Raw genomic sequence first — 21,919 nt, 5'->3', positions numbered from 1 at the left:
ACAGGTTTTTTTAACTTTTTTTAAATCCTATTTCCATCAACCGCGATACACTCATAGTCCGTACGGGATTCGAACCCGTGTTACCGCCGTGAAAAGGCGGTGTCTTAACCCCTTGACCAACGGACCTGAGCTTTTTAACTCTTTCTATTATACCTACTTTTAGATTCTTGTCAACTAGTTTTTTGAAAATTAGTTGACAGGATTCTAGATTCACAAGTAGATGAGAAACTGAGATTACAATTCAGCAATTTGATTCAAGTTTACTTCTGCTACTGTATCATTACCAAACATTGAAATAATCATTTTCACTTTGTTATTATCAATTTCAGTAATTTTTCCTGTGTAATCAGCAAAGGCACCATCAATGATTCGAACTGTTTGACCAACTTCAACATTGATATCGAATTCTTGAACTGTTTGTCCCATTGATACCAAGATATCTCTGATTTCTTGTTCCAAAAGTGGAGTTGGTTTAGATCTGTTCCCGTGTGAGCCGACAAATCCCGTAACGTTTGGTGTATTACGAACTACAAACCAAGCTTCATCAGTCATAACCATTTCCACAAGAACATATCCTGGGAAGCGATTTTCTTCAACTTCTTTTTTCTTCCCATTTTTTTCAACTTGCACAGTTTGAGTTGGAATTTCCACACGTAGGATATTATCCAACATATTGTATGTTTGTGCACGTTGCAAGAGATTTTCTTTTACTTTATTTTCATAACCAGAATATGTTTGTAGGACAAACCATCCTTTATCAAAACTATCCATCTTTTTTCCTTTCTTAATGGTAAACTTCTTTCAGCCTATTTATATTATCTTAAAAAATGTTAATGAATCGGATCAATCCGCTAACGATTAACTGGTCAAAAATATAAATGATGACAACAAAGAAGGCAGTGTATTCCATGATAGATTTGAAATCTACCCAACTTTGTTTTCGAGTTGGCCAAGTTGTATCTTTAAGAAGTGTAAAGATATCCTTTATAAAACCCATTCTTATCTCCTATCTCGTTTCTCGATGTGTTGTGTATTTACCACAATGTTTACAAAATTTATTTACTTCTAAGCGAGTCGGTTTTGGATTCCCACTAATTTTAATTGAGTAGTTTCTTGAACCACAAACCGCACAGGCTAAACTTGCTTTTTTAAGTGCCATAGCGCCTCCATCCTATCTATTATAACAAGAATCCTTGTCTTTGACAAGTTAAATTGCACTCTGCATTTTCCTATTTTTAAAATAAAAAAGCCTAGGAATAATCCTAGACTCTATTTTACATTATTTACCAAGATAGTATTCAGAAACTACGTTCAATTTTTCGTCAAATTCGAATACCAATGGTGGGAAGTTAGGGATTTCCACATCCATGATTTCGTCGTCTGACAATTGTTTGATGTGTTTTACAAGGGCACGGATTGAGTTACCGTGTGCACCTACGAATACGTTTTTACCATCTTTAAGAGCTGGAGCGATTTTATCTTCCCAGAATGGAAGGGCACGTTCCAACGTCACTTTCAAGTTTTCAGCATCTGGAATTACTGAGTCATCAAGTGAAGCGTAACGACGGTCAGTGTGTGCTGAGTGCTCATCATCACGATCCATGTTTGGAGGCAATACATCGTATGAACGACGCCAGATGTGAACTTGCTCATCACCAAATTGCTCAGCAGCTTCTGCTTTGTTTTTACCAGTCAAACCACCGTAGTGACGTTCGTTCAAGCGCCATGATTTTTCAACTGGAACCCAAAGTTGGTCAGATGCTTCAAGAGCCAAGTTAGTTGTTTTGATCGCACGTTTCAATACTGAAGTGTATGCTTGGTCAAATTCAATACCAGCTTCTTTGATCAATTTACCAGCATCGATAGCTTGTTGAGTTCCTTTTTCAGAAAGATCTACGTCAGCCCAGCCTGTGAAAAGGTTAGCTTTGTTCCATTCAGACTCACCGTGGCGAGCGAAAACCAATTTTACCATTAGTTGGATTCTCCTTTTATTTTTCGAGGTTGCCCTCGTTTATCTATTCTATTTTACACAATTTTTCACAAAAAAGCTAGTTAAAATCAACGAAAAAGAGAAGAGCTCATGGACTCTTCCCTAAAAAATAATTTATTCTTCAATTCTAAATTGTTTCAAGCTTGCTAGGTACAGAGCCCCACCAATCACAAGGACAATTCCACCAATCCATCCAAGGAAAGGAATCAAGGCAACTACAGAACCTACGATAAATAGAATCGATGGTGCTAGTGAAATACGATTGTCATCCTTATAGTAGACAAGTGAAAGGATTCCAAGAATGAGGGTTGCAATTTTCACTAAAGAGAACACAATGAAAATAATGCCCAAAATTAGCCCTGCAGCATCTTCGTCTTCAGAAATGGCTGCAAGAAATACCATAAAAATTGGTAAGAAAGCTAAAATAGCTCCTGCAATAATACCAATAAAGCCATCTACTTGTGCTAGTGTTTTTGTCTTCATAAATATCTCCTTTTATTTTAATAAGGTATATTATACCATATTTTTATTAAAGTTTTTATTTTTTAAAAAAATACAGGAATTTCTCCTGTATTTTTGTTAGACTATTTAGCTTCAAATCCTTCTGCTACTGCATCTGCAAAATTTTCTTCGACGATGCTTGCACAGTGATCGCAGATAGTTGCATGGTAGCTACGTTCTGCTGTACTTGGATCGATACGACGGCAACGATCACAAACTTCACCAGCCGCACGCTCAACCGTGAAGGCTACATCTTCAAAGTTAACAGCGTCTTCTGGAGCTGGACCTTCAGCGATGGTCAATTTAGAGACAATCAAGAGTTGGGCTACATTGCTATCAACAGCTCCAAGAAGAGTTTTCACCACTTCATTTGGATAAACTGTCAAGTGAGCTTCAAGTGATTTACCAATCACTTTTTCATTTCGAGCTTCTTCCAAAGCTTTTTGAGCTTGTCCACGGAAGTCCATAAAGGCTGACCAGGCATCCAAGATTTCCTCTTGATTCGCAAATGTTTGTGCTTCTGGCAACTCTGACAATTGAACAAAGTCTTCTGTTTCAAACTCGAGATATGACCAGATTTCTTCAGCAGTGTGTGGAAGAATTGGTGTCAAGAGTTTGGTAATTTTCACAAGGATGTCATAGAAGACTGTTTGCATCTGACGGCGTTCAAGTGACTTAGCCCCTTCAATGTAAACAACATCTTTGGCGAAGTCAAGGTAGAAAGCAGACAAATCAACATTGATAAAGTTCACTAGAGCTTTATAGATTGTCAAGAATTCAAAGTTTGCATAAGCGTCACGAATGGTCTTAACAAGTTGGTTAAAGCGGATAGTCATGTACTTATCAACTGAACGAAGTTCTTCGTAAGCGACTGCATCCTCAGCTGGGTTAAAGTCAGATGTGTTAGCAATCAAGAAACGAAGGGTGTTACGGATCTTACGGTAAGTTTCAGAAACTTGACTCAAGATATCCATAGAGATACGTACGTCGTTGCTTGAATCAACACTTGTTACCCAGAGACGCAAGATTTCCGCACCAAATTGTTTCTCAACGTCGCTTGGGGCAATGGTGTTTCCAAGTGATTTAGACATCTTCTCACCTTTACCGTCAAGGGCAAAACCTTGTGACAAGATTTGTTTGTAAGGTGCAACACCATGGTTAGCTACAGATGTGATGAGTGATGAGTTGAACCAACCACGGTATTGGTCAGAACCTTCAAGGTAAAGATCTGCTGGATATTTGAGTTCTGGACGGTTAACCACTACACCATTCCATGATGAACCTGAGTCAAACCAAACGTCCATGATGTCTGTTTCTTTCTTGAACTCGCCATTTGGTGAACCTGGATGGGTAAATCCTTCTGGCAAGAGGTCTTTAGCATCACGTTCCCACCAGATGATTGAACCATGTTCTTCAAAGAGTTGAGCTACATGCTCGATGGTTTCAGCTGTCATGATTGGTGTGCCATCTTCTGCATAGAAGATTGGAAGAGGAACTCCCCAAGCACGTTGACGAGAGATCACCCAGTCACCACGGTCACGAATCATGTTGTAAAGACGGACTTTACCCCACTCTGAGTGGAACTTGACTTTTTCAATTTCGTCTAAGATTTCTTGGCGGAATTTAGATACAGAAGCAAACCATTGAGGCACTGCACGCCAGATGATTGGTTTTTTCGTACGCCAGTCAAATGGGTAGGAGTGAGAGATTTCTTCTTGAGCAAGAAGTAGATCACCAAGTTTTTCAATAACCGTTGGCACAACCTTGTCGTAGAATTGACCTTCGAACTCTGCACCTGCATTGGCCATCATAATCCCTCGTTCGTTAACAGTCACAGCGACTTCGAGACCATTTGCAACACCGACATTGTAGTCATCCTCACCAAAACCAGGAGCTGTATGGACGATACCAGTACCAGAATCTGTTGTAACGTGGTCACCAAGGATAACGAGTTCATCTACTGCTGTATCCCATGGGTGCTCTGTCACAATTTGGTTCAATTCTGAACCACGGTAAGTAGCTAAAACCTGAACATCAGACCAACCGAATTTCTCAGACAAACTGTTCAACAATTCTGAAGCAACCACAAACTTACGAGATTCGCCAGCTGGTTGCACCAAGACGTAATCAATATCCGCACCAACAGTCAAACCACGAGAAGCCGTGATGGTAAATGGAGTTGTTGTCCAAACGACGATGTAAGTATCTGTATCAAGGACACCTTTACCATCTTTTACCTTGTTGGCATAGTAAAGTGATGTTGAAACCAAGTCATGGTATTCAATTTCCGCTTCTGCAAGCGCAGACTCAGATGACCAAGACCAATAAACAGGCTTCGCTCCACGGTAGATGTAGCCTTTATTAGCCATTTCACCGAAGACACGGATTTGCGCTGCTTCATAGTCAGGAGTTAGTGTTACATATGGATTTTCCCAGTCACCAGAAACACCCAAACGTTTAAAGTCTTCGCGTTGTTTATCTACTTGAGACAGAGCATATTCACGGCAAAGTTTCAAGTATTCAACAAGGTCCATCTCTTTGCGTTTAACCCCTTGTTTTGCCAAAACTTGTTCGATTGGCAGACCGTGTGTGTCCCAACCTGGAATATATGGTGCGTAAAATCCTGACATAGACTTAGAACGAACAATGATATCTTTTGAAATCTTGTTCATGGCATGTCCTACGTGGATGTTCCCGTTAGCGTATGGAGGGCCATCATGAAGCGTGAAATGCGGTTTTCCTTCATTTAATTCTTGACGACTTTGATAAAGTTTAGCTTCATCCCATTCCTTTTGCCAAACTGGCTCTTTGGTCGGAAGACCGGCACGCATTGGAAATTCTGTTTTCCCAAGATTGAGGGTTTCTTTAAGTTTCATTAGTACTCCTTTAATGTAAATTGACAATATAAAAACCACGACTCGCAAAAAGGACGAAAATCGTGGTACCACCTTTGTTCGGAAAAAGACCTAGCCTCTTTCCCTCTTTTCCCGTAACGTGGGCAACGTCAAATCTTACTATTTTCAGATTTGATACTAAGAGAGGATAAATTTACCAACAGGGATTGTAGGACTTCCACCATCTCCTACTCGCTAGAAATGTGATTGATAAATTCTTGTTCTCTAATGAGATTCTTATAAAATTAGAACTGATTCTTGTTGAGTGTCAGCATCATCTTGAGGTCCTTCCTCATGTACTGGCTCAACAGGAGTTTCAGCAACTGGCTGAACTTCAACTTCAGTTTCAGTTGACTCTTCAGTAGCTTGTTCAGCCTCTAACAATTCTTTGTTAGCTGCTTCAATACGCGCTTGAAGTTCTGCAACTTCTTCTGGAGAAAATTGACGAGTCATGTCAATCGGTTCTTCATCATGATATGAAGATACATCTTCACCTAGAACCTCTTGGACGACTTCCTTGAATGCTTCGTCGCTCGTTTGAAGATAAGTTGCAGTAGGACGCAAAATTTCTTCCCAATCTGATGAATCAACAATAGCCAACTGACTTTCGATTGTTGATTTCAAACGTTGGTGGAAGACGCGACTCTTGTTCTTCAACTCTTCAGTTTCTACAGCAACTTTTTTAGCATTATCTGTTGCTTGTCGCAAAATTTCATTGGCTTTGTATTTTGCTTCATCAAGCAAGCGTTGAGCATCTTGCTCAGCCTGCTTAATGATGTTGTTAGAACGGTCATTCGCAGCTTGTTTCACACGTTCAGCTGTATCTTGAGCAATCAATACTGACTGACTCAATGAATCTTTGATTTCATCAAAATAAGATAGACGGTCTTCTAAATTTTTAATGTGCTGATCTTTTTCATGATTACTACGAACTAAGTCTTCATAGTCACGAACAACAATATCTAAAAATTCATCAACTTCTTCACGGTTAAAACCTCTAAACTGAACACCAAAGGTTTTATCCTTAATTTCTAACGATGTAATTGGCATATTTTTCCTCACTTATTTAATAAAAAATAGAATCATTAATTGCTTCTGGTTCTTGCTCGTTTGTTACTGTTCTCTTAGGAATATCATTCGTATAGTCGGAAAGACGTTCTTCTAGTTTTTTGATGTAGAGTTCAGTTTCCTCTTTGTTTCGGATTAATTCCTCTAATTCAAAATAAATCTTATCTAGAAATAAATCAACTTCTTCCTGATTATAGCCTCTGAATGTTCTTGAGAACGCCTTATCACTAATTTCTTGTGGTGTAATTGACATATTTTTCTCACTTGCTTAATAGTAGCTGGACTGTTAATTTTTTCTTATCCTTTTTGGTTTGACCGTTTTCTTTGAGTAAGATAATTCGACCAAAGCGTCTGACGCTGATTAAATCACCAATTTTTACCGGATAGTCCGATTTTTCAACTATATGATAGTTGACTTGAACCAACTTTTTTTCAACCAGAGCCGAAGTTTGGGAACGAGATAATTTCAATATGCTAGATAAGAAGGCATCCAGACGAAGACTTGAAACCAAGACTTCTTTTTCTTGATAGTCATCTTTGGATTCTATCATATCTGAAAAAGGGCGTTCTACTAAACTTACAGGCAACTTGGAAATCTTTTGAATTCCATCTTGGAAAAGAGTGGTAAATCTCCGGTCGACAATAATTTGGGCTTTTTCTTCTGTCACCAGAATGTCTCCGAATAACTTACGGTCAATACCTAGTCGATTGAGAACTGTACCCAATATCTTTGAATGGGTCAGTTGCTGAAACTTGCTGGGATACACGATCTCAAGCAAGGTCATTTCAAAATCTTCCAAACTTGGTGTGAAGTAATCAGGCGCTAAAATAACCCTAGCATATTCCGAAGAGATATAACTCGTACTAGAGAAGACTTTTATCCCTCTGTTATTTCCCAAAGTTTCCAAGATAAATACTTGGTGAGGATTTATAAAAGGAGATAAAATCGGTGCATAGTGCTCCTCGACTTGACTCAACCATTCCAAGCCCTTATCGATGAATGGAATATCCTCCGTTGCGAAATGTTGGTAAAGTTCCTTGCTCATAATACGACCAGCAAATTGATGAGATAGCGGCTAATCATGCGTAAGAGAATTAGGGCAATCCAAACAGAGAAATCCAAACCTGCGATTTGAAGAGGTAGACGTTTTAGAGGTTCAAGAATTGGTTTACACAAAGTCTCTAAAAATTTCCCCAACTGTGTGTTATAGGCATTTGGAAACCATGATAATAGAGCAAAAGCTACAAGTATCAGTGAATAGATATCTGTAGCATTTTGGATAAAACGAATTATTAGAAACATTAACGTACTCTATTTCTCTTCATGTCAAAGTCGTATTCTTCGCTTTGAGCTTCTTCAGGTAAACGAATATCTTCAATGTTTACCACAACACCAACAGGTGTCAAAAGATACATTGTGTTCGCTACTTTTCTTAACTCACCAGCAAGGACATGACGTGCTCCATCCAAGTAATCCAAACAACGACGAGCTTGAACTTCTGTCATATATTGGAAGTCAATCAAGATACTTTCATTTCCAGCCAACAAATCAACAATATCTGTTGCATCTTCGTAACGGCGTGGGTAACGAACATCGATGGTTACTTTTTCAGTAGAGCGATGGCTTTCAATTGCTAGTTGTTGCTGACGAGCATGAAGTTTTGTAATATTTTTCTCTTTTGCTCCGACTGAAGAAGAATCTTGAGCAGCAGCTTGCTGTGGCAATTCTCTTTTTTGAGGAACCGAAGCTAGTGAACGTTCAGGTTGTGCAGCTACAACTTCTGAAGCAACTTCATCTCCATCTTCTGTAAAGTAATCTATAAATTTATCAAATTTATCTTTTAATGACATGATTATTTCCTATTTAAAAAATGCTGTACCAATTCGAACAAAAGTTGAGCCACACTGAATCGCTTCTTTGTAGTCACGGCTCATTCCCATACTTAGTTCTATCATTGGCATATTGGGGAATTGTTGTTCACGAATGTATTGTTGCAACTCTTGCGTTTCTTTAAAGATTTTTTGCAACTCTTCTGTTTGGGCCTCAAAGGGAGCCATGGTCATGAGACCAACATACTCGATTTGATCCAAGCTAGACAAGTCTGGCAAGACTGTCAATAGTTCTTCTTTTGAAAAACCATGCTTGCTTTCCTCTCCAGAAATATTGACCTGCAAAAAACATTTAACTGTTCGATCGGCACGTTTTTGAATCTCTTGGGCTAATTTCAAAGAATCTAAAGCGTGAAAATAATCAACATAAGGAATGATATCCTTAACTTTTCTTCTTTGTAAGCTACCAATCAAGTGCCAAGTAACATCTTTATCACTTAAAGCATGATACTTTTCAAGAAATTTATCAACACGGTTTTCACCGATGTGTTTGACTCCTTGGTCAATCAAATTTGCTGCAGTTGCAATATCAACATATTTTGTTACGGCAATTACAGAAACCGAACCGTTTTCACGGCCGGTTTCTTGAATTGCTTTTGTAACCTGTTGAAATACCTGATTTGTGTTTTCTTTTAAATCCATCTCTATTAACGGTTTTTAAAGAATGGTGGTGTTTCCAATTCATCTTCGTCAGAAGCTGGTGCTTCGAAACGTTCAACTGGTGACACGACTGATTCACCTTGACGAACAATTGAATCACGTCTCAAGTCCCAGTCACCAAAAGCTGATGCTTTAGGCGCTTCAGTGTGACGTTGTGAAGGAGTTGGAAGTTCAGCTGTTTCTGCCAAATCAAAATGACGGTCATAAGTGTGTGTATGTCCAGATTTTACTGGTTCACGGAATGACGCTTGTCTTGGTTGTGGCGCTACAACTTTTTCGACTGCATCTTGACGAACTCCAGTTGCAACAACAGTTACACGGATTTCATCTTTCATTGATTCATCAATAGAAGTACCGAGCCAGATATTTACGCCATGTCCAGCAGCTTGATTGACGATTTCAGAAGCTTCTTCTGCTTCAATCAAAGTCATATCCAAACCACCAGTTACGTTAACGATAACATCTTCTGCTCCATCAATAGTTGTTTCAAGAAGTGGTGAGTAGATAGCTTTACGAGCCGCTTCGATAACACGCTCTTCTCCGCTACCGATACCGATACCCATAAGGGCATTTCCTTTGTTTGCCATTACAGTCTTCACGTCTGCGAAGTCCAAGTTGATCAAACCAGGATTTGTAATCAAATCTGTAATTCCTTGAACACCTTGACGAAGAACGTTATCTGCTTCAGACAAAGCTTCAAGAAGTGGAGTTTTCTTGTCAACAATTTCTAATAAGTTGTTGTTTGAGATAATCAAGAGAGTATCAACATGTTCGCGAAGTTCGTTGATCCCTTGGACTGCGAATTGACCACGTTTGCTTCCTTCGAAACCGAATGGACGTGTCACAACACCTACAGTCAAAGCACCTAAACCTTTAGCGATACGAGCGATAACTGGTGCAGCACCTGTACCAGAGCCACCACCCATACCAGCAGTGATGAAGACCATATCTGCACCACTGATAGCTTCAGTAATTACTTCTTCGCTTTCTTCAGCAGCCTTACGGCCAACTTCAGGCTGTCCTCCAGCACCAAGTCCGCGAGTTAATTTTGGACCAAGTTGGATAACTGTTTCAGCTTTTGTACTGCTCAAGGCTTGTACATCTGTGTTGGCTGCGATGAACTCAACACCTGAAACGCCTTCGTCAACCATGCGGTTAATGGCGTTTCCACCGCCACCACCGACACCAATTACTTTAATTACTGCACCTTGTGCTGCTGCTGTATCAAATGAAAATGTCATATTTTATTCCTCTATCCTATTCATCAAACATGCTTCCGATTAAGCTACGGAATCGCTCAGTTAATTTTGGTTTCTCTTCTGATTGATTTGGAGTTGCTGATTCAGCAGCATAAGTCGGTTCTGCTGATTCAGTTGAAGTTGTACCAAACACTGAACGTTGAGAAGCTGTAGGTTTTTCCTGACTTGAAGTTCTGAAATCAATTGGTTGTTGACGTAGAACTTGATCTCCTCTGATAGCTCTTTGAGCCAAAACATTCACTTCTGTAAGGCTTCCAGCAAATTCAGACAAACTAATTACATGAGCAAATGCAGGATTGCGGATACCCACTTGGTTTGGAACGTAAAGTTTCACACGAACTCCAAGTACTTCTTGGGCAAGCTCAACGATACCTGGTAGAATAGCATTCCCACCAATCAGAGCAATACCTCCTGGCAAGTCCAGCAAATGTCTTCTTTCCAAATCTTGTTTGATTTGTTCAAAGATGTGTTTCAATCTAGCTGAAATAATTTGAGCCAAGTATTCTTCTGTAACTTCAACAGGTTCTACTTCACCAATCACTTCAACTTGGAAAGTTTCTTTGCTTGCAAGTTGCGGATAAGCTTCACCGTAGTTAAGCTTCAAACCTTCTGCAATCTTCTTAGAAGTTTTAAGAACTTTTGAAATGTCTTTAGTGACGTAGTCGCCACCTTCTTGGTAAACATTTGTGTATTGTAGTTCTTGATTACGGATAGTAGCAACACTTGTTTGGCCACCACCCATATCAATAACAGTCGCTCCAAACTCACGTTCGCCTTCGTTAAGAACAGAGTTTACAATTGCAAGCGGTGAAATAATCACGTTATCGACTTGAACTCCAACACGTTCTACAGTTTTACGAAGGTTGTGAAGAATGGTTCTTGGACCTGTATAGAGAAGTCCACGCATTTCCAGACGAACACCCATCATACCACGAGGGTCTCGAATACCTTGGAAACCGTCTACTACAAATTCTTCTGGCACAAACGTAATCACTTCACGATCAGGAGTCATGCTCTTAGTCAAAGCTGATTTGACAACATTCTCAACATCTTGATCTGTAATTTCTTTTGTATCTGATGTTACAGGAATCATTCCTTGAGTTGGTTCCACTTGCAACAAGTTTGCTGGAAGTCCAACGTTTACTGATTTGATTGAAATCCCTGCTTTTTCTTCTGCTTGAGAAATAGCAGATTTGATAGCCGTTGCTGCGGCCTCGATGTCAACGATAATCCCATCCTTGACACCTTTACTTTTGGCGTTACTAACACCGATTACATTTACTTCACCATCTACAAGCTCAGCAACTAACACTTTAATTGAGCTCGTTCCAATATCTAAGCCTGTAAAGAAACCATTTCTAGTCATTACATTGCGTCCTCTCTGTCTTCCAAGTTTCACACTTTGATTTTTTAACAGCTACAAGAAGGCATAGCTATTCACAGAATATTATATCACAAAAATCCGATTCGTGCCTAATTTTTTGTGATTTTATCGAAGGTTTTTCGTTAAATTTATTTTAATATTTCGTTACAAGTCCCTCTTTTTTATTTTTTCTATGAAAAGAGTGTATAATAGTCAAAATAACTGAAAAATGTTCTGTAATTTATTATGTTTTTCATGTTACTCCCATTTCAATTTTTCATTGGTATGAGAAACTCGAGCTTCCGCTAAAAATCATTTTATAAATTTCAAACATTTTTTATAAAAAAAGAGAGCCAAGTCAGCTCTCTTAATAAATCAGTTATTCCAGCGTGTCGCCCCAGCCTATTTTTATTTAAGTTTAATATATCTTTGTGGTAGTAAAACAATATTCAATAATGGTATTTTCTTCAATACATTGGTTGCAAGTATTGATAAATACCAGCCCAGAACAATACCGATAACAATATGAAGAAAAACAGAACCAATTCCCATTTTTAACATTAGAATTCGAAGCATACTACAAATTGGTGCATGTATGATATATATACCTAAACTATCTTTACCGTATTTTGAAAAATATTCGAATAGTTTAGGAAATTCTTTCTCAATTTTAGGAAAAAATAAAAATGAAAAGACGATACAGACTATAAAAGCAATTCCCCACAATCCGGGATTATTATAGCTAACATAATCTTTTTTAGACTCGATTTCATAGAACAAGAACCATACCAACATATAGATGAAATCAAATACAATAAAGAAAAGAAGAAACTTTTTCGAATCAATTCTATTCAAATTAATTTTACTCAAGACACTTCCTAGCATGAAGCAAACTCCCCAAACTAAGGTTTTTTGAATGATATATATATCAGTCTGAACAAACAAAGTGCAGCCATAGGCGAGAACACTTATTAAAAATAAAATTCTACGGTTTTTGATTACAATAGACAATAAGCCATATATCATCAATATAGACCAAAGTATATATAAATACCACGAAACACCTAGAGGGTGTTTGTAGATATTTATTAAATCAAATATAGTAGTAGGAACCCGAACAGCGGCACCTGCAACTTTTTGCAGACAAAAGTGAATTATCGAATAAAAGATATATGGTATCCCTAGAACAATCGTCTTCTTTTTAGCATAATCCCAAAATTCGTTTAAACTTGATATTGGTTTGAAAAAATATCCTGATAACGCGAAGAATACAGGTATATGAAATATATAGAGTTGGGCTACGAGTGATATTAATACGTTATTCCAAGATGGAAATTTTTCAGATTGATACAGACCAAGTAGTACATGACCCACCAAAACGAAAAATATAGCTAGTCCTTTCCCAAAATCAATCCAATTAATTCTACTTTTTGTCATCCTTAAATTCTTTCTCTACAACCTCAAGAGCGCGCTCAATAACCACATGCATGTCGTAATATTTATAGTCCGCTAGACGACCACAAAAAATAACCTTGTCATTTTCGGCTGCTTCTTCCTGATACTTAGCAAACATAGCGTTGTTCTTTTCATCATTGATCGGATAGTATGGTTCATCCCCACGTTTCCAATCAGCTGGGTACTCACGAGTGATAACCGTCTTCGGTTGAGTACCATACTCGAAATGCTTGTGTTCGATGATACGAGTATAAGGAATCTCACGTTCAGTATAGTTGACCACGGCATTCCCTTGATAATTTTCTTCATCCAAAACTTCGTGTTCAAAACGAAGACTACGATACTCCAACTCCCCGTGCTTGTAGTCAAAGTACTGGTCAATCATCCCTGTGAAGACAACTTTCTCAGCTGATGCTTCGAGTTCTTCCCGATTGGCAAAGAAATCAACCCCAAGCTCTACTTCTACATCGCCCAACATGTTTTCAATGATGACGTTATAGCCACCGATTGGAATACCTTGGTAACGGTCATTAAAGTAGTTGTTGTCAAAGGTCAAACGCACCGGAAGACGCTTGATGATAAATGGTGGAAGGTCTGTTGCAGAGCGTCCCCATTGTTTTTCTGTATAGCCCTTAATCAATTTTTCATAGATATCCGGACCAATCAACTTGATGGCTTGTTCTTCAAGGTTTTTAGGCTCAACATCTTTCATATCAGCCGTTTGCTGGGCAATCTTGTCCTTGACTTCTTGAGGAGTCTTTGTTCCCCACATAGCGTAGAAGGTATTCATATTGAAAGGAAGATTGTAAAGGTTCCCCTTGTAGTTAGCCACTGGTGAGTTGATATAGTTATTAAATTCAGCGAATTGGTTGACATAGTCCCACACTTTTTTGTTGGAAGTATGGAAAATGTGGGCACCATACTTGTGGACATTGATGTCTTCAACATTTTCACAGTAGATATTTCCACCAATGTGATCACGCTTGTCAATCACTTTTACTTTTTTTCCACGTTTTGTAGCTTCATGTGCAAAGATTGCTCCTGACAAACCTGCACCAACGATAAGATAGTCGTACATAGTTAACTCCATTATTTCTTAATGATTTGTTTTAGTTCTTTTATATCTACCACTTTAAGAGATAGAATTACAAAAAGATAAATGATTCCACCAAGCACTGCAAAAGCTAGAACATTCAGAGTTGGTGAAAAATGTATAACTGTTTTTGAACCTAGCAGAATACCGTACATGATAGCTGATGCTAGAACAATTTTTGTCATAGATCCGATAATAGGAACTTCTTTTAGATATCTGCGAGTAAAGTATAATTGTATCGCCCATACTAACGCCTCTGTCAATACAGAAACAATGGCTGCTCCGATATATCCAAGTTTTGGAAGGAATAGCAAATTCAAACCTACACTGACAATGGCAGGAGCTGTTGTTGAAATCATGAATTCTTTATTTTTATTATGGGGAATTAAAATCTGAATTCCCATGATATTGGTCCAACCGATAAAGAACATACGGAAGATCATAATGGCGATTGCATAACGTGCATCCTGAAAATCTTGACCAAGGAAAAACTGAACAAAATCATCATTGACAATCAAGATTCCTACCATCATTGGAAAAATCACTAAATTATAAATGAGGAAGGACATTTCATGCATCTTATTGACTGCCTTATGATCACCTGTCGCTAACAAATGAGCGACACGTGGCAACATAACGCTTCCCAAGGAAGTCACCAAGGTCAGAAGGATATTTACCAATTTTAGAGCCTGATCATAAATCCCTACATCTTTTGTAGAAGCTAAGGCTCCAAGCATGGTACGATCTAGCGTAACATACAAGGAAATCGCCACTTGCGGAAGGAACAATAATATGACAGGTTTTAAATGATGCCTAGCATATTCTATGTCAAAATGCGGTCTACCGATAAACTCCCTAGCAGGCAACCACATACTTAGTTGCCCCAAAAGTTCAAATACGGTTAGCAAAAAAACATAGAGATATAGGTCATTTGCAGATTTGACAAAGAGGAAGATTGAAATGACCCCAACGAGCTTGACCGTGATATTTCGAACAGTAATCTTTCGAAAATCCTCCAACCCTTGAAAGAGCCAGGAAATGTCTAAACCTTTAGAAACCAAACTCAAGCCTAGAATGTAGGCTACCGGATTTTGCATAAAGGAAAGAGTCAAACAAAGAAGAACATACAAGGACAGAGAAAGAAGAGTTGCACCTAATTGCAGGGAGTAGATTCCCCAAAAGTTTTTTTCGATTTCCTTGCGATGTCCTGAAATGACCTTGGTCCCATAGTTAGCAACTCCTAGCGTCGCTAAGAGGATAAAATAAGTAACGATGGAATTAAAGTATCCGTACGTCCCTAAATCATCCGAAGAAAAAACCCGTGTTACATAGGGAGTCGTAATAATCGGGAGTAAAATCACCAACAATTGATAAGAGAGATTATAGGCGTAATTTTTTAGAACTTTCATTATTTTTCACTTCTAAACATATTTTTTTATTATCAATCTGTAAATTTACAATTCAAAACTTGATTTATCTGGGAATTTAGACTGAAAGGCTTGATGTATTTTTTGATCATACTCAGAGAATTTTCCATCTTCATCCGTATCGTTGATACAAATAATCTTATATTTCTCATTTTGAATAGCTCTTTGAATTTCTTCAACTTCCCAAATATCAAAATACTTCCCAAAATGAATGGATTGGGGCATAAACCTACCAGACTCTACATTCCAGTGAGACATGACATAATGACTAATATCTGACAACTGTCTAAATCTATGAGAGCTAACTTCTTCCAATAATTTTGTTTCTTTCTCCCAGATTAAATCAAAGGTCGATTTTAAATGCGACAAACCAATATGGTAATTTTTATATCCTAAAATACCTGAATAAAAAATACTGAAAATATTCCCAACTAGGTACTTCCCTAATTTTAAGCTATAAAATTTACGCCATTCTGAGAAAGGTTTTCTTTTTTTATTAAAATGTTTATTCATCAGAATGGTATTATTTAATTCAATATGATTGAAACTTTCTCGAGGAGTTATTGGCAAATAAATCCCAAAATCCTTTGGGAGATTTTCTTTAAAGAAATCATCTGCTGTAGTTGGTGCTGCAAAATACATATCATCATTTAAAAGAATAAAATTCTCACTTAACTCTTCGATTCTATGTAAATTCAACTCAATTACATTAGAATTATAAGTTGGAAGATATTCCTGAGGTATATAATCTGTATGTTTTACAATTTTTAATTTTGGATTCTTTATATTTAACCATTCTGGAACATGACCATAAGTTATAAAGAAAATACGGTTAATCCAATCTGCATAACGTTCAACCGAACGGAACCAATACTTGAAATTTTCTGATGGTCTGTATCGATTAGCGTTGTTTGATTCTGACCATTCAACATCAGATTCATATAACCTCTTTTCTTGTAACCAATCAGGATCTGTACCATCAACCCAAGTAATTACAAGATCTATTTTATTATTCATATATTTCTCCAAAGAGTCTATTTAATTATCTTATCCACTGCGGTCTTTAGATAATAACCTTCTTTAAGATTCTTCATAATATTTTTAGCATTTGTTACCATTTGCAGATATTCATCCTGACTAATTTTACCCAGTATTTCAGATAATTCAAACAGACTATTAACTGCCAAGCCTACACCATTTTTCTCAACAAAGTTCGCCTCAGCTGAATCTTTCCATACAATAACAGGCAATCCTGAAGAAAGATACAAAGATAACTTATGAGGATTATTATATCTTAAATAATTTCCCGTTACCCCATCGCAAGTATCTAGACTCTCTCCGTCCCATACTAATCCAAATCCACTATTTAAATGGTTAGGAACATCTTCCGGAGCAAAGGCACCTAAATATGAAACATTAGAAATCTCTTTTACTGGTTGAAAACCAATCCCCATCAATTGAAATTGAATGTCAGGAACTTTATCTAACTGATACAAATAAGGACTTTTATCAGGAGAAAGATTCCCTGCTACAGTCACTTTTTTTGAGTATTTAATAGATGAAGACACGTCCTTATCATTCAAATAATCAAATATTTCTAAAATAACTAGCTTCTTTTCATCTACGCCATACTGAACAAACCAATCTTTCATTTTTTCATTGTGAACAATAATTGAATCAGCAAAAGATAGCATTTCATCAAATTCCCTCTGGTAGAATGGATCATCATAAATTCCTCTAATTAACTCCACATCATGAACCAATGAAATTATTTTTACTTGTTTTTTCTTCAATTTCAGAAGACTAGATGCTCTACCAAAATGATTTCTGCGATAGGGATGTTGTAACAACAAAACATCCCCTTTAGACAATCTTTTCAAAACATTATTCCACTGTTTATAAAAAGAAACTTGTCTTATTATTTTCGATACAAGGGACTTATCCTCAGACTTGTGGCGTACAATTTCTATTTTTTCGAAGTCTAATTCTTCCAAAATATTGACACAATCGTTGGTAGCTTTACTCCCCGCGTGCATGTGTGTCCCATACGATTCAACAATCTGATATTTTTTCATTCAGTTCTCCCAGCAGTATATTCTGTAAAGTCAATGCTTGAGTTTCAATTTCAAAACCTTTTAGCTTAAACATTTCTTTTATTTCAAGCTCGCTTGATCTAGGTGTTTCTAATAACTCAAATATATTTTTTGCCCAAACCTCAATAGAGTCATCTAGAGACAGGTATCGAATGGAATCTAATATTTTCAATTCTTTAGTAACTGCATCACTTACCAAAACAGGTAGTCCATTAGCTTGAGCTTCAACAGCAGATAGAGGCAATCCCTCAAATATCGAAGGCAAAACGAATAGGTCTAGTGAACTTAACCATTTCTTCATATCGTTCTGACTTCCTGCCAGTAAGACTTTATCTTCAATTCCATAAGATTTTATTTTTTCTTTGATTAAGTCTACAGTTGAATTTGCACCCGCAACCTTACCTATTATGACTAATCGAAGATTAGGATTTTTCTTGCAAGCTTCATTAAAAACATCTATTAAAAAGGGTTGATTTTTTTGGATATCTAGTCGACCAACATTACCAATAACTTTACAATCATTCCACCCTAACTCTGTTCTTAGATCAAGTCTATCTTTTTCTGAAAAAGAAAAGCTTTCTACATCAATAGCATTTTGTATAATTTGCGCACTTGAACGAATCTCATCAGGAAACATATAATCTGCTGCGATTCCAGAGCAGGCAAAAAAATGGGTTGCAGTATTTGGCAATTTAGATCTATTCATATTATGTAGAATTTGTCTCACTTTATTTCCCTTGAACATCGAGCTATGACTATGAATGATTCTTGTTTTTATCCCATATTTTTTAGCATATTCTAACAAATCAAGATTAGGAATTGCCATTGCATTATACCAAATAGCATCATATTTTTTCCCTTCTGTAGCAAAAAACTCTCTTAATTGTCTCATATACTTAAGAGGATTTTTTCCTTTACGAGGTAAATAATATACTTTTGAACCTTTTGAAATAATTTCATCTTCAAATACAATAGATTCTCTAGTCCTTTTAATAAAATCAACTTGAAAAATTGATGAATCAAGATGACGATAATAATTCATAATAAATGTTTCTGTACCAGCAAGAACAGGTGACATTCCTGTCATTAAAATTTTATAGACCATTATATTTCCTTAGTTAGTTCTATGATTAGCTCTTTAATTTTAGGATATTTTTCTATATCAAACTTTCTTGAGAACAGATATCCATTTTTTGCAGCTAGTCTTAATTCTTCTATATCTTTCTCGCTGTCAGTCCAAGTGTAAGGTTTACCATCCCACCAATTAATATAGCGTAAGTTTCCTTGAAATTCTTTTTTATAACCGTGATTAATTGATGCATCATACACCTTATAGTTTCTTAACTCTTTATTTAAAATCATTGGTATAAAAATTTCGTCACTAAGAAAAGATTTTCTAAACATCTTCTCCGTATCTGATTCTTTATCAATCAATAATTTCACAATATTATTTGGTAGTGAAACCCACTGACTAGCTTTTATAGGGATGACATTAAACAATTTATACCGATTTACTCTAAATAGTTTTTGAATCCATACTTCTAAATTACGATAAATCTTGAATGCAAGTTTGCCAACGGCACCCGGTAAAGTCCGATATGTAAAGCGTTCAAAAAGATGATAATATTTAAATCTATTTATATCTTCACCATTATCCTCTATGTTCATAAAAGTAAGAAATGAATAGTCTTTATAATCATTAAAAAAATCATGAATTCTCTGCTGAGAAAGTAACGGTAAATCTACGCCACTTATTAAATGATAAAAATAGTAAGAATCTCTTTTAGAGGCAGCTTTAAATAAAATCATTTCAGCTTCAATTTGGGAATATCCACCCCAACTCACCGAAACTCTTTCTGTAAAATAAACTTGAGATCGTTTTACACTGGATTTAATTAAATCCAAATGATAATCATCAATATCTGATTTTTTATCAATATGGATAAAAATATCATTACCTTGATGATCCAATAAAGAAACCAAAAATGCTAGTTGATTAAATTGGCTGTGAGCTAAGATTAAATATGCATGCTTATGCACCATAATTTTTTATCCTTATCATAGTATTTATCACTTTCGCAAATAAGTTATAGGAAGTTGTGAAGAGTATAATCAATATCTTTCTACTAAGAGGAATGGCTTGTTTTAGTAAGACTCTCTTATTTTTCTTCAATCTAGATACCATAGACTTTATTTGAGTTTCATTTAACATGCAAATATTTTTATAATCTACAGAAAGGGCTATTTCTGTCAAAAGTGCCAAATCCGCTCTGTAGCGATTAATTCGAGCCCACTCTTTGTATTTATTTTTACTACTTTCGGTCGCATACTGACATACTAAATCCCAGCCTTTTAAAACATCAAAATGTTTAGATGTAAATTTAGCTGTCAGACCAGAGTTGTTAATAAAATAATTATAAACAATCTTATCAGTAACAACTATCTTTTCTGAGTTTAGAATGTAGCGGAACATGGTTGGAACGTCTTCTGCAAAGAAACCAGACGGAAATTCAATACCTTCTACAACTTCTCTTTTATACATTTTATTCCAAACATAATACTCAATTGTCTGACTTTCAATCTTAAAGTAACGTTTGGCATACTCTTCCTGCGTCAATAATTGCAAAACAGGGGTGTTTTGTTGATGATCCACAATTTTAGAGGTTCTATAAACCCCTCCTACAACCATATCTGCATTGTAACTTTTAGCTTGTTCTAATAAAAATTCTACTGCATCAAGTTCCAACCAATCATCCGAGTCAAGAAACATGACAAAATCCCCTGTCATATATTTTAACCCAGTATTACGTGCTTCAGATAATCCTCTATTTTCCTGATGATATACTTTAGCTCTTTTATCTGTTTGAACAAATTCTTCACAAATAATTCCTGATTTATCTGTAGATCCATCATTAATCAAAATCACTTCTAAATCTTTATATGTCTGATTGAAGACGGAGGACAGGCATCTATCCAAGTATTGTTCTACATTATATACAGGAATAATAATACTTACTTTCGTCATTTTTCTCCATTATCCAATTGTAAATTTGCTTCAAAAGCAGACTGAGTTTGATTCATTAAAGTACCAATCAAAATCAAAAAAATGTTATAGTGAAGATTTATAATTAAATCATCTATCATAGCATGAAAACTTAATGTAATCAGAATTAATGATAATACATATTGTTTTTGCTTCAAAAGATGATATAAAGTTAATGTAAAAATTAACAATAGGATAACCAAAATAAACAATCCATATCGCTGTAATATTTGGATATAGAGATTATCAACGTACAAATATTCACTCAATTCCCTTTGTCCATTGATATCTAAACCATTCCCAATCCAATTAATCTTTTGTCCAAATAAATTATAACCATATACATTCAAAGAACGATTAGCATAATAAATTCTACCACCTAGAAATTGGTTGATATTCTTACTCAATTCATTCAAAAAAGGACTTGAAAAACTCAGATACATTTTTGCTATCAAATAACTTAAATATGCATTTACTATATAAGTTAATTTAAAAGTTTTTAATAAAAGACCTGAAGACTTTAAAATTGATGGATACCATTTCACTACAAGGTTAATTCCTAGTAAGAATAAAGAACTAATAAAAGTTAATCGTGAATCTGTTTGGTAGAAAATCCAAATTGTTGAAAGCAATAAAAAAAACAAACGTTTATAGCTTACCTTATCTTGAGTTAAGAACAATGAACTTGCTACAATATTTAGCATCACTGTAGATGGGAACAATGAATATCGAAAACCAAGATAATGCCGTATTCTTCCTGATGAAAATTCAACATAGTTGGAAATTAAACCAATTTGACTACTCAAGATAACAAATATTAAAGTAAATAAACTAATATAAAAAGAAGTTTTCGCCACATATTTAAAAGATATATCTCTTAGACTAAAGATAAAAATAACACTTATTGCTAATGTTGATAGAAATCCTGTTACACTACTAACCAAAGCATAAACAATTATAACTCCGAATAACGATATTGCTTTTTGAAAATTAAATTTATTATTGATTAATTCTTTAACTATTAAAAGCATAACTGAAATAAGAATTGCTGCTTTATAAATTGCACCTGATATATATGTGGCATAAAAGGTTGTACTCAACAGTGAAATAAATAAAAAAAGTATCAGTGAAAATAAACTCAGTGTTTCTACTAATGTTAATTTTTTAAATTTTATACGCATAT

The 21,919-nt window shown here is 36.0% G+C and carries 23 protein-coding genes, 1 tRNA gene and 1 pseudogene; all 25 read right to left on the bottom strand.

Translation table 11 applies throughout. The annotated features are described in order from the left end of the window. Positions 1-54: 54 nt before the first annotated feature. A tRNA-Glu gene (locus ACXYSM_RS07650) sits at positions 55-126 on the bottom strand. 108 nt (positions 127-234) lie between these two features. Next, positions 235-771, bottom strand: a complete 537-nt coding sequence (gene nusG, locus ACXYSM_RS07645) for a transcription termination/antitermination protein NusG (protein WP_004254102.1) — start codon at positions 769-771, stop codon at positions 235-237. A gap of 49 nt (positions 772-820) precedes the next feature. After that, positions 821-997: a preprotein translocase subunit SecE gene (secE, locus tag ACXYSM_RS07640; protein ID WP_004254104.1), complete on the bottom strand. Its 177-nt coding sequence runs from the start codon at positions 995-997 to the stop codon at positions 821-823. A gap of 9 nt (positions 998-1,006) precedes the next feature. Then, on the bottom strand, positions 1,007-1,159 hold the full coding sequence (gene rpmG, locus ACXYSM_RS07635; RefSeq protein WP_001809375.1) for a 50S ribosomal protein L33: 153 nt from the start codon (positions 1,157-1,159) through the stop codon (positions 1,007-1,009). Between the two features lie 120 nt (positions 1,160-1,279). Then, complete coding sequence (locus tag ACXYSM_RS07630) at positions 1,280-1,972, bottom strand: phosphoglycerate mutase (RefSeq protein ID WP_042768625.1); 693 nt, start codon at positions 1,970-1,972, stop codon at positions 1,280-1,282. A gap of 132 nt (positions 1,973-2,104) precedes the next feature. Beyond that, the gene (locus tag ACXYSM_RS07625; protein WP_004254107.1) at positions 2,105-2,473 is read right to left on the bottom strand and encodes a hypothetical protein; all 369 of its coding nucleotides are present in this window, start codon (positions 2,471-2,473) and stop codon (positions 2,105-2,107) included. Positions 2,474-2,574: 101 nt separating this feature from the next. Beyond that, positions 2,575-5,367, bottom strand: a complete 2,793-nt coding sequence (gene ileS, locus ACXYSM_RS07620; protein ID WP_458634932.1) for an isoleucine--tRNA ligase — start codon at positions 5,365-5,367, stop codon at positions 2,575-2,577. Positions 5,368-5,622: 255 nt separating this feature from the next. Further along, positions 5,623-6,435, bottom strand: a complete 813-nt coding sequence (locus ACXYSM_RS07615) for a DivIVA domain-containing protein (RefSeq protein ID WP_371500932.1) — start codon at positions 6,433-6,435, stop codon at positions 5,623-5,625. Positions 6,436-6,451: 16 nt separating this feature from the next. After that, positions 6,452-6,706 (bottom strand): DivIVA domain-containing protein, encoded by a 255-nt coding sequence (locus ACXYSM_RS07610; protein ID WP_373075187.1) that lies wholly within the window; start codon positions 6,704-6,706, stop codon positions 6,452-6,454. A 7-nt stretch (positions 6,707-6,713) separates the two neighbouring features. Continuing rightward, positions 6,714-7,499, bottom strand: a complete 786-nt coding sequence (locus ACXYSM_RS07605) for a YlmH family RNA-binding protein (protein ID WP_373075189.1) — start codon at positions 7,497-7,499, stop codon at positions 6,714-6,716. Continuing rightward, entirely contained in the window at positions 7,496-7,756 is a 261-nt protein-coding gene (locus ACXYSM_RS07600; RefSeq protein ID WP_006153053.1) for a YggT family protein, read from the bottom strand. Before ACXYSM_RS07600 ends, ACXYSM_RS07605 begins: the two co-directional genes overlap by 4 nt. Then, positions 7,756-8,304 (bottom strand): cell division protein SepF, encoded by a 549-nt coding sequence (locus tag ACXYSM_RS07595; protein ID WP_414266602.1) that lies wholly within the window; start codon positions 8,302-8,304, stop codon positions 7,756-7,758. Before ACXYSM_RS07595 ends, ACXYSM_RS07600 begins: the two co-directional genes overlap by 1 nt. A 9-nt stretch (positions 8,305-8,313) precedes the next feature. Next, positions 8,314-8,985 (bottom strand): YggS family pyridoxal phosphate-dependent enzyme, encoded by a 672-nt coding sequence (locus tag ACXYSM_RS07590; protein ID WP_458634931.1) that lies wholly within the window; start codon positions 8,983-8,985, stop codon positions 8,314-8,316. 5 nt (positions 8,986-8,990) lie between these two features. Next, entirely contained in the window at positions 8,991-10,244 is a 1,254-nt protein-coding gene (gene ftsZ / locus ACXYSM_RS07585) for a cell division protein FtsZ (RefSeq protein ID WP_223334523.1), read from the bottom strand. Positions 10,245-10,260: 16 nt separating this feature from the next. After that, positions 10,261-10,446 (bottom strand): cell division protein FtsA C-terminal domain-containing protein, encoded by a 186-nt coding sequence (locus ACXYSM_RS07580; protein WP_458634938.1) that lies wholly within the window; start codon positions 10,444-10,446, stop codon positions 10,261-10,263. Beyond that, positions 10,437-11,628: pseudogene (gene ftsA / locus ACXYSM_RS07575) on the bottom strand (cell division protein FtsA); the annotation flags it as partial. The gene ACXYSM_RS07580 and the pseudogene ftsA, both read right to left, overlap by 10 nt. A gap of 405 nt (positions 11,629-12,033) precedes the next feature. Then, the gene (locus ACXYSM_RS07570) at positions 12,034-13,062 is read right to left on the bottom strand and encodes an acyltransferase family protein (RefSeq protein WP_458634930.1); all 1,029 of its coding nucleotides are present in this window, start codon (positions 13,060-13,062) and stop codon (positions 12,034-12,036) included. Further along, entirely contained in the window at positions 13,049-14,158 is a 1,110-nt protein-coding gene (glf, locus tag ACXYSM_RS07565; RefSeq protein WP_458634929.1) for a UDP-galactopyranose mutase, read from the bottom strand. Before glf ends, ACXYSM_RS07570 begins: the two co-directional genes overlap by 14 nt. Positions 14,159-14,169: 11 nt before the next feature. Continuing rightward, the gene (locus ACXYSM_RS07560; RefSeq protein ID WP_458634928.1) at positions 14,170-15,582 is read right to left on the bottom strand and encodes a flippase; all 1,413 of its coding nucleotides are present in this window, start codon (positions 15,580-15,582) and stop codon (positions 14,170-14,172) included. Between the two features lie 45 nt (positions 15,583-15,627). Continuing rightward, entirely contained in the window at positions 15,628-16,617 is a 990-nt protein-coding gene (locus ACXYSM_RS07555; protein ID WP_458634927.1) for a Stealth CR1 domain-containing protein, read from the bottom strand. A 17-nt stretch (positions 16,618-16,634) separates the two neighbouring features. Next, positions 16,635-17,675 carry a glycosyl transferase gene (locus ACXYSM_RS07550; RefSeq protein ID WP_458634926.1) on the bottom strand — a complete coding sequence of 347 codons (1,041 nt, stop codon included), beginning with the start codon at positions 17,673-17,675 and terminating at the stop codon, positions 16,635-16,637. Continuing rightward, positions 17,653-18,798 (bottom strand): glycosyltransferase family 1 protein, encoded by a 1,146-nt coding sequence (locus ACXYSM_RS07545; RefSeq protein WP_458634925.1) that lies wholly within the window; start codon positions 18,796-18,798, stop codon positions 17,653-17,655. Before ACXYSM_RS07545 ends, ACXYSM_RS07550 begins: the two co-directional genes overlap by 23 nt. Next, a complete protein-coding gene (locus ACXYSM_RS07540) occupies positions 18,798-19,736 on the bottom strand; it encodes a beta-1,6-N-acetylglucosaminyltransferase (RefSeq protein ID WP_458634924.1) in 939 nt (312 codons plus the stop codon). Before ACXYSM_RS07540 ends, ACXYSM_RS07545 begins: the two co-directional genes overlap by 1 nt. Next, the gene (locus ACXYSM_RS07535; RefSeq protein ID WP_458634923.1) at positions 19,726-20,718 is read right to left on the bottom strand and encodes a glycosyltransferase family 2 protein; all 993 of its coding nucleotides are present in this window, start codon (positions 20,716-20,718) and stop codon (positions 19,726-19,728) included. The genes ACXYSM_RS07540 and ACXYSM_RS07535 overlap by 11 nt, the downstream gene beginning before the upstream one ends. Next, positions 20,715-21,917: a polymerase gene (locus ACXYSM_RS07530; RefSeq protein ID WP_458634922.1), complete on the bottom strand. Its 1,203-nt coding sequence runs from the start codon at positions 21,915-21,917 to the stop codon at positions 20,715-20,717. Before ACXYSM_RS07530 ends, ACXYSM_RS07535 begins: the two co-directional genes overlap by 4 nt. Positions 21,918-21,919: the final 2 nt, after the last annotated feature.

This window comes from Streptococcus sp. V940, from assembly GCF_054353495.1.
This window is presented reverse-complemented; position numbering and strand designations above follow the sequence as displayed.

Coding starts and splice junctions, on each gene's coding strand:
- ACXYSM_RS07595 (WP_414266602.1), bottom strand. CDS start 8,304: ATGTCATTAAAAGATAAATTTGATAAATTTATAGATTACTTTACAGAA.
- ACXYSM_RS07540 (WP_458634924.1), bottom strand. CDS start 19,736: ATGGTGCATAAGCATGCATATTTAATCTTAGCTCACAGCCAATTTAAT.
- ACXYSM_RS07590 (WP_458634931.1), bottom strand. CDS start 8,985: ATGGATTTAAAAGAAAACACAAATCAGGTATTTCAACAGGTTACAAAA.
- ACXYSM_RS07545 (WP_458634925.1), bottom strand. CDS start 18,798: ATGGTCTATAAAATTTTAATGACAGGAATGTCACCTGTTCTTGCTGGT.
- secE (WP_004254104.1), bottom strand. CDS start 997: ATGGGTTTTATAAAGGATATCTTTACACTTCTTAAAGATACAACTTGG.
- ACXYSM_RS07610 (WP_373075187.1), bottom strand. CDS start 6,706: ATGTCAATTACACCACAAGAAATTAGTGATAAGGCGTTCTCAAGAACA.
- ACXYSM_RS07605 (WP_373075189.1), bottom strand. CDS start 7,499: ATGAGCAAGGAACTTTACCAACATTTCGCAACGGAGGATATTCCATTC.
- ACXYSM_RS07550 (WP_458634926.1), bottom strand. CDS start 17,675: ATGAAAAAATATCAGATTGTTGAATCGTATGGGACACACATGCACGCG.
- ACXYSM_RS07530 (WP_458634922.1), bottom strand. CDS start 21,917: ATGCGTATAAAATTTAAAAAATTAACATTAGTAGAAACACTGAGTTTA.
- ACXYSM_RS07555 (WP_458634927.1), bottom strand. CDS start 16,617: ATGAATAATAAAATAGATCTTGTAATTACTTGGGTTGATGGTACAGAT.
- ACXYSM_RS07560 (WP_458634928.1), bottom strand. CDS start 15,582: ATGAAAGTTCTAAAAAATTACGCCTATAATCTCTCTTATCAATTGTTG.
- ACXYSM_RS07600 (WP_006153053.1), bottom strand. CDS start 7,756: ATGTTTCTAATAATTCGTTTTATCCAAAATGCTACAGATATCTATTCA.
- glf (WP_458634929.1), bottom strand. CDS start 14,158: ATGTACGACTATCTTATCGTTGGTGCAGGTTTGTCAGGAGCAATCTTT.
- ACXYSM_RS07535 (WP_458634923.1), bottom strand. CDS start 20,718: ATGACGAAAGTAAGTATTATTATTCCTGTATATAATGTAGAACAATAC.
- ACXYSM_RS07615 (WP_371500932.1), bottom strand. CDS start 6,435: ATGCCAATTACATCGTTAGAAATTAAGGATAAAACCTTTGGTGTTCAG.
- nusG (WP_004254102.1), bottom strand. CDS start 771: ATGGATAGTTTTGATAAAGGATGGTTTGTCCTACAAACATATTCTGGT.
- ACXYSM_RS07570 (WP_458634930.1), bottom strand. CDS start 13,062: ATGACAAAAAGTAGAATTAATTGGATTGATTTTGGGAAAGGACTAGCT.
- rpmG (WP_001809375.1), bottom strand. CDS start 1,159: ATGGCACTTAAAAAAGCAAGTTTAGCCTGTGCGGTTTGTGGTTCAAGA.
- ileS (WP_458634932.1), bottom strand. CDS start 5,367: ATGAAACTTAAAGAAACCCTCAATCTTGGGAAAACAGAATTTCCAATG.
- ftsZ (WP_223334523.1), bottom strand. CDS start 10,244: ATGACATTTTCATTTGATACAGCAGCAGCACAAGGTGCAGTAATTAAA.
- ACXYSM_RS07625 (WP_004254107.1), bottom strand. CDS start 2,473: ATGAAGACAAAAACACTAGCACAAGTAGATGGCTTTATTGGTATTATT.
- ACXYSM_RS07630 (WP_042768625.1), bottom strand. CDS start 1,972: ATGGTAAAATTGGTTTTCGCTCGCCACGGTGAGTCTGAATGGAACAAA.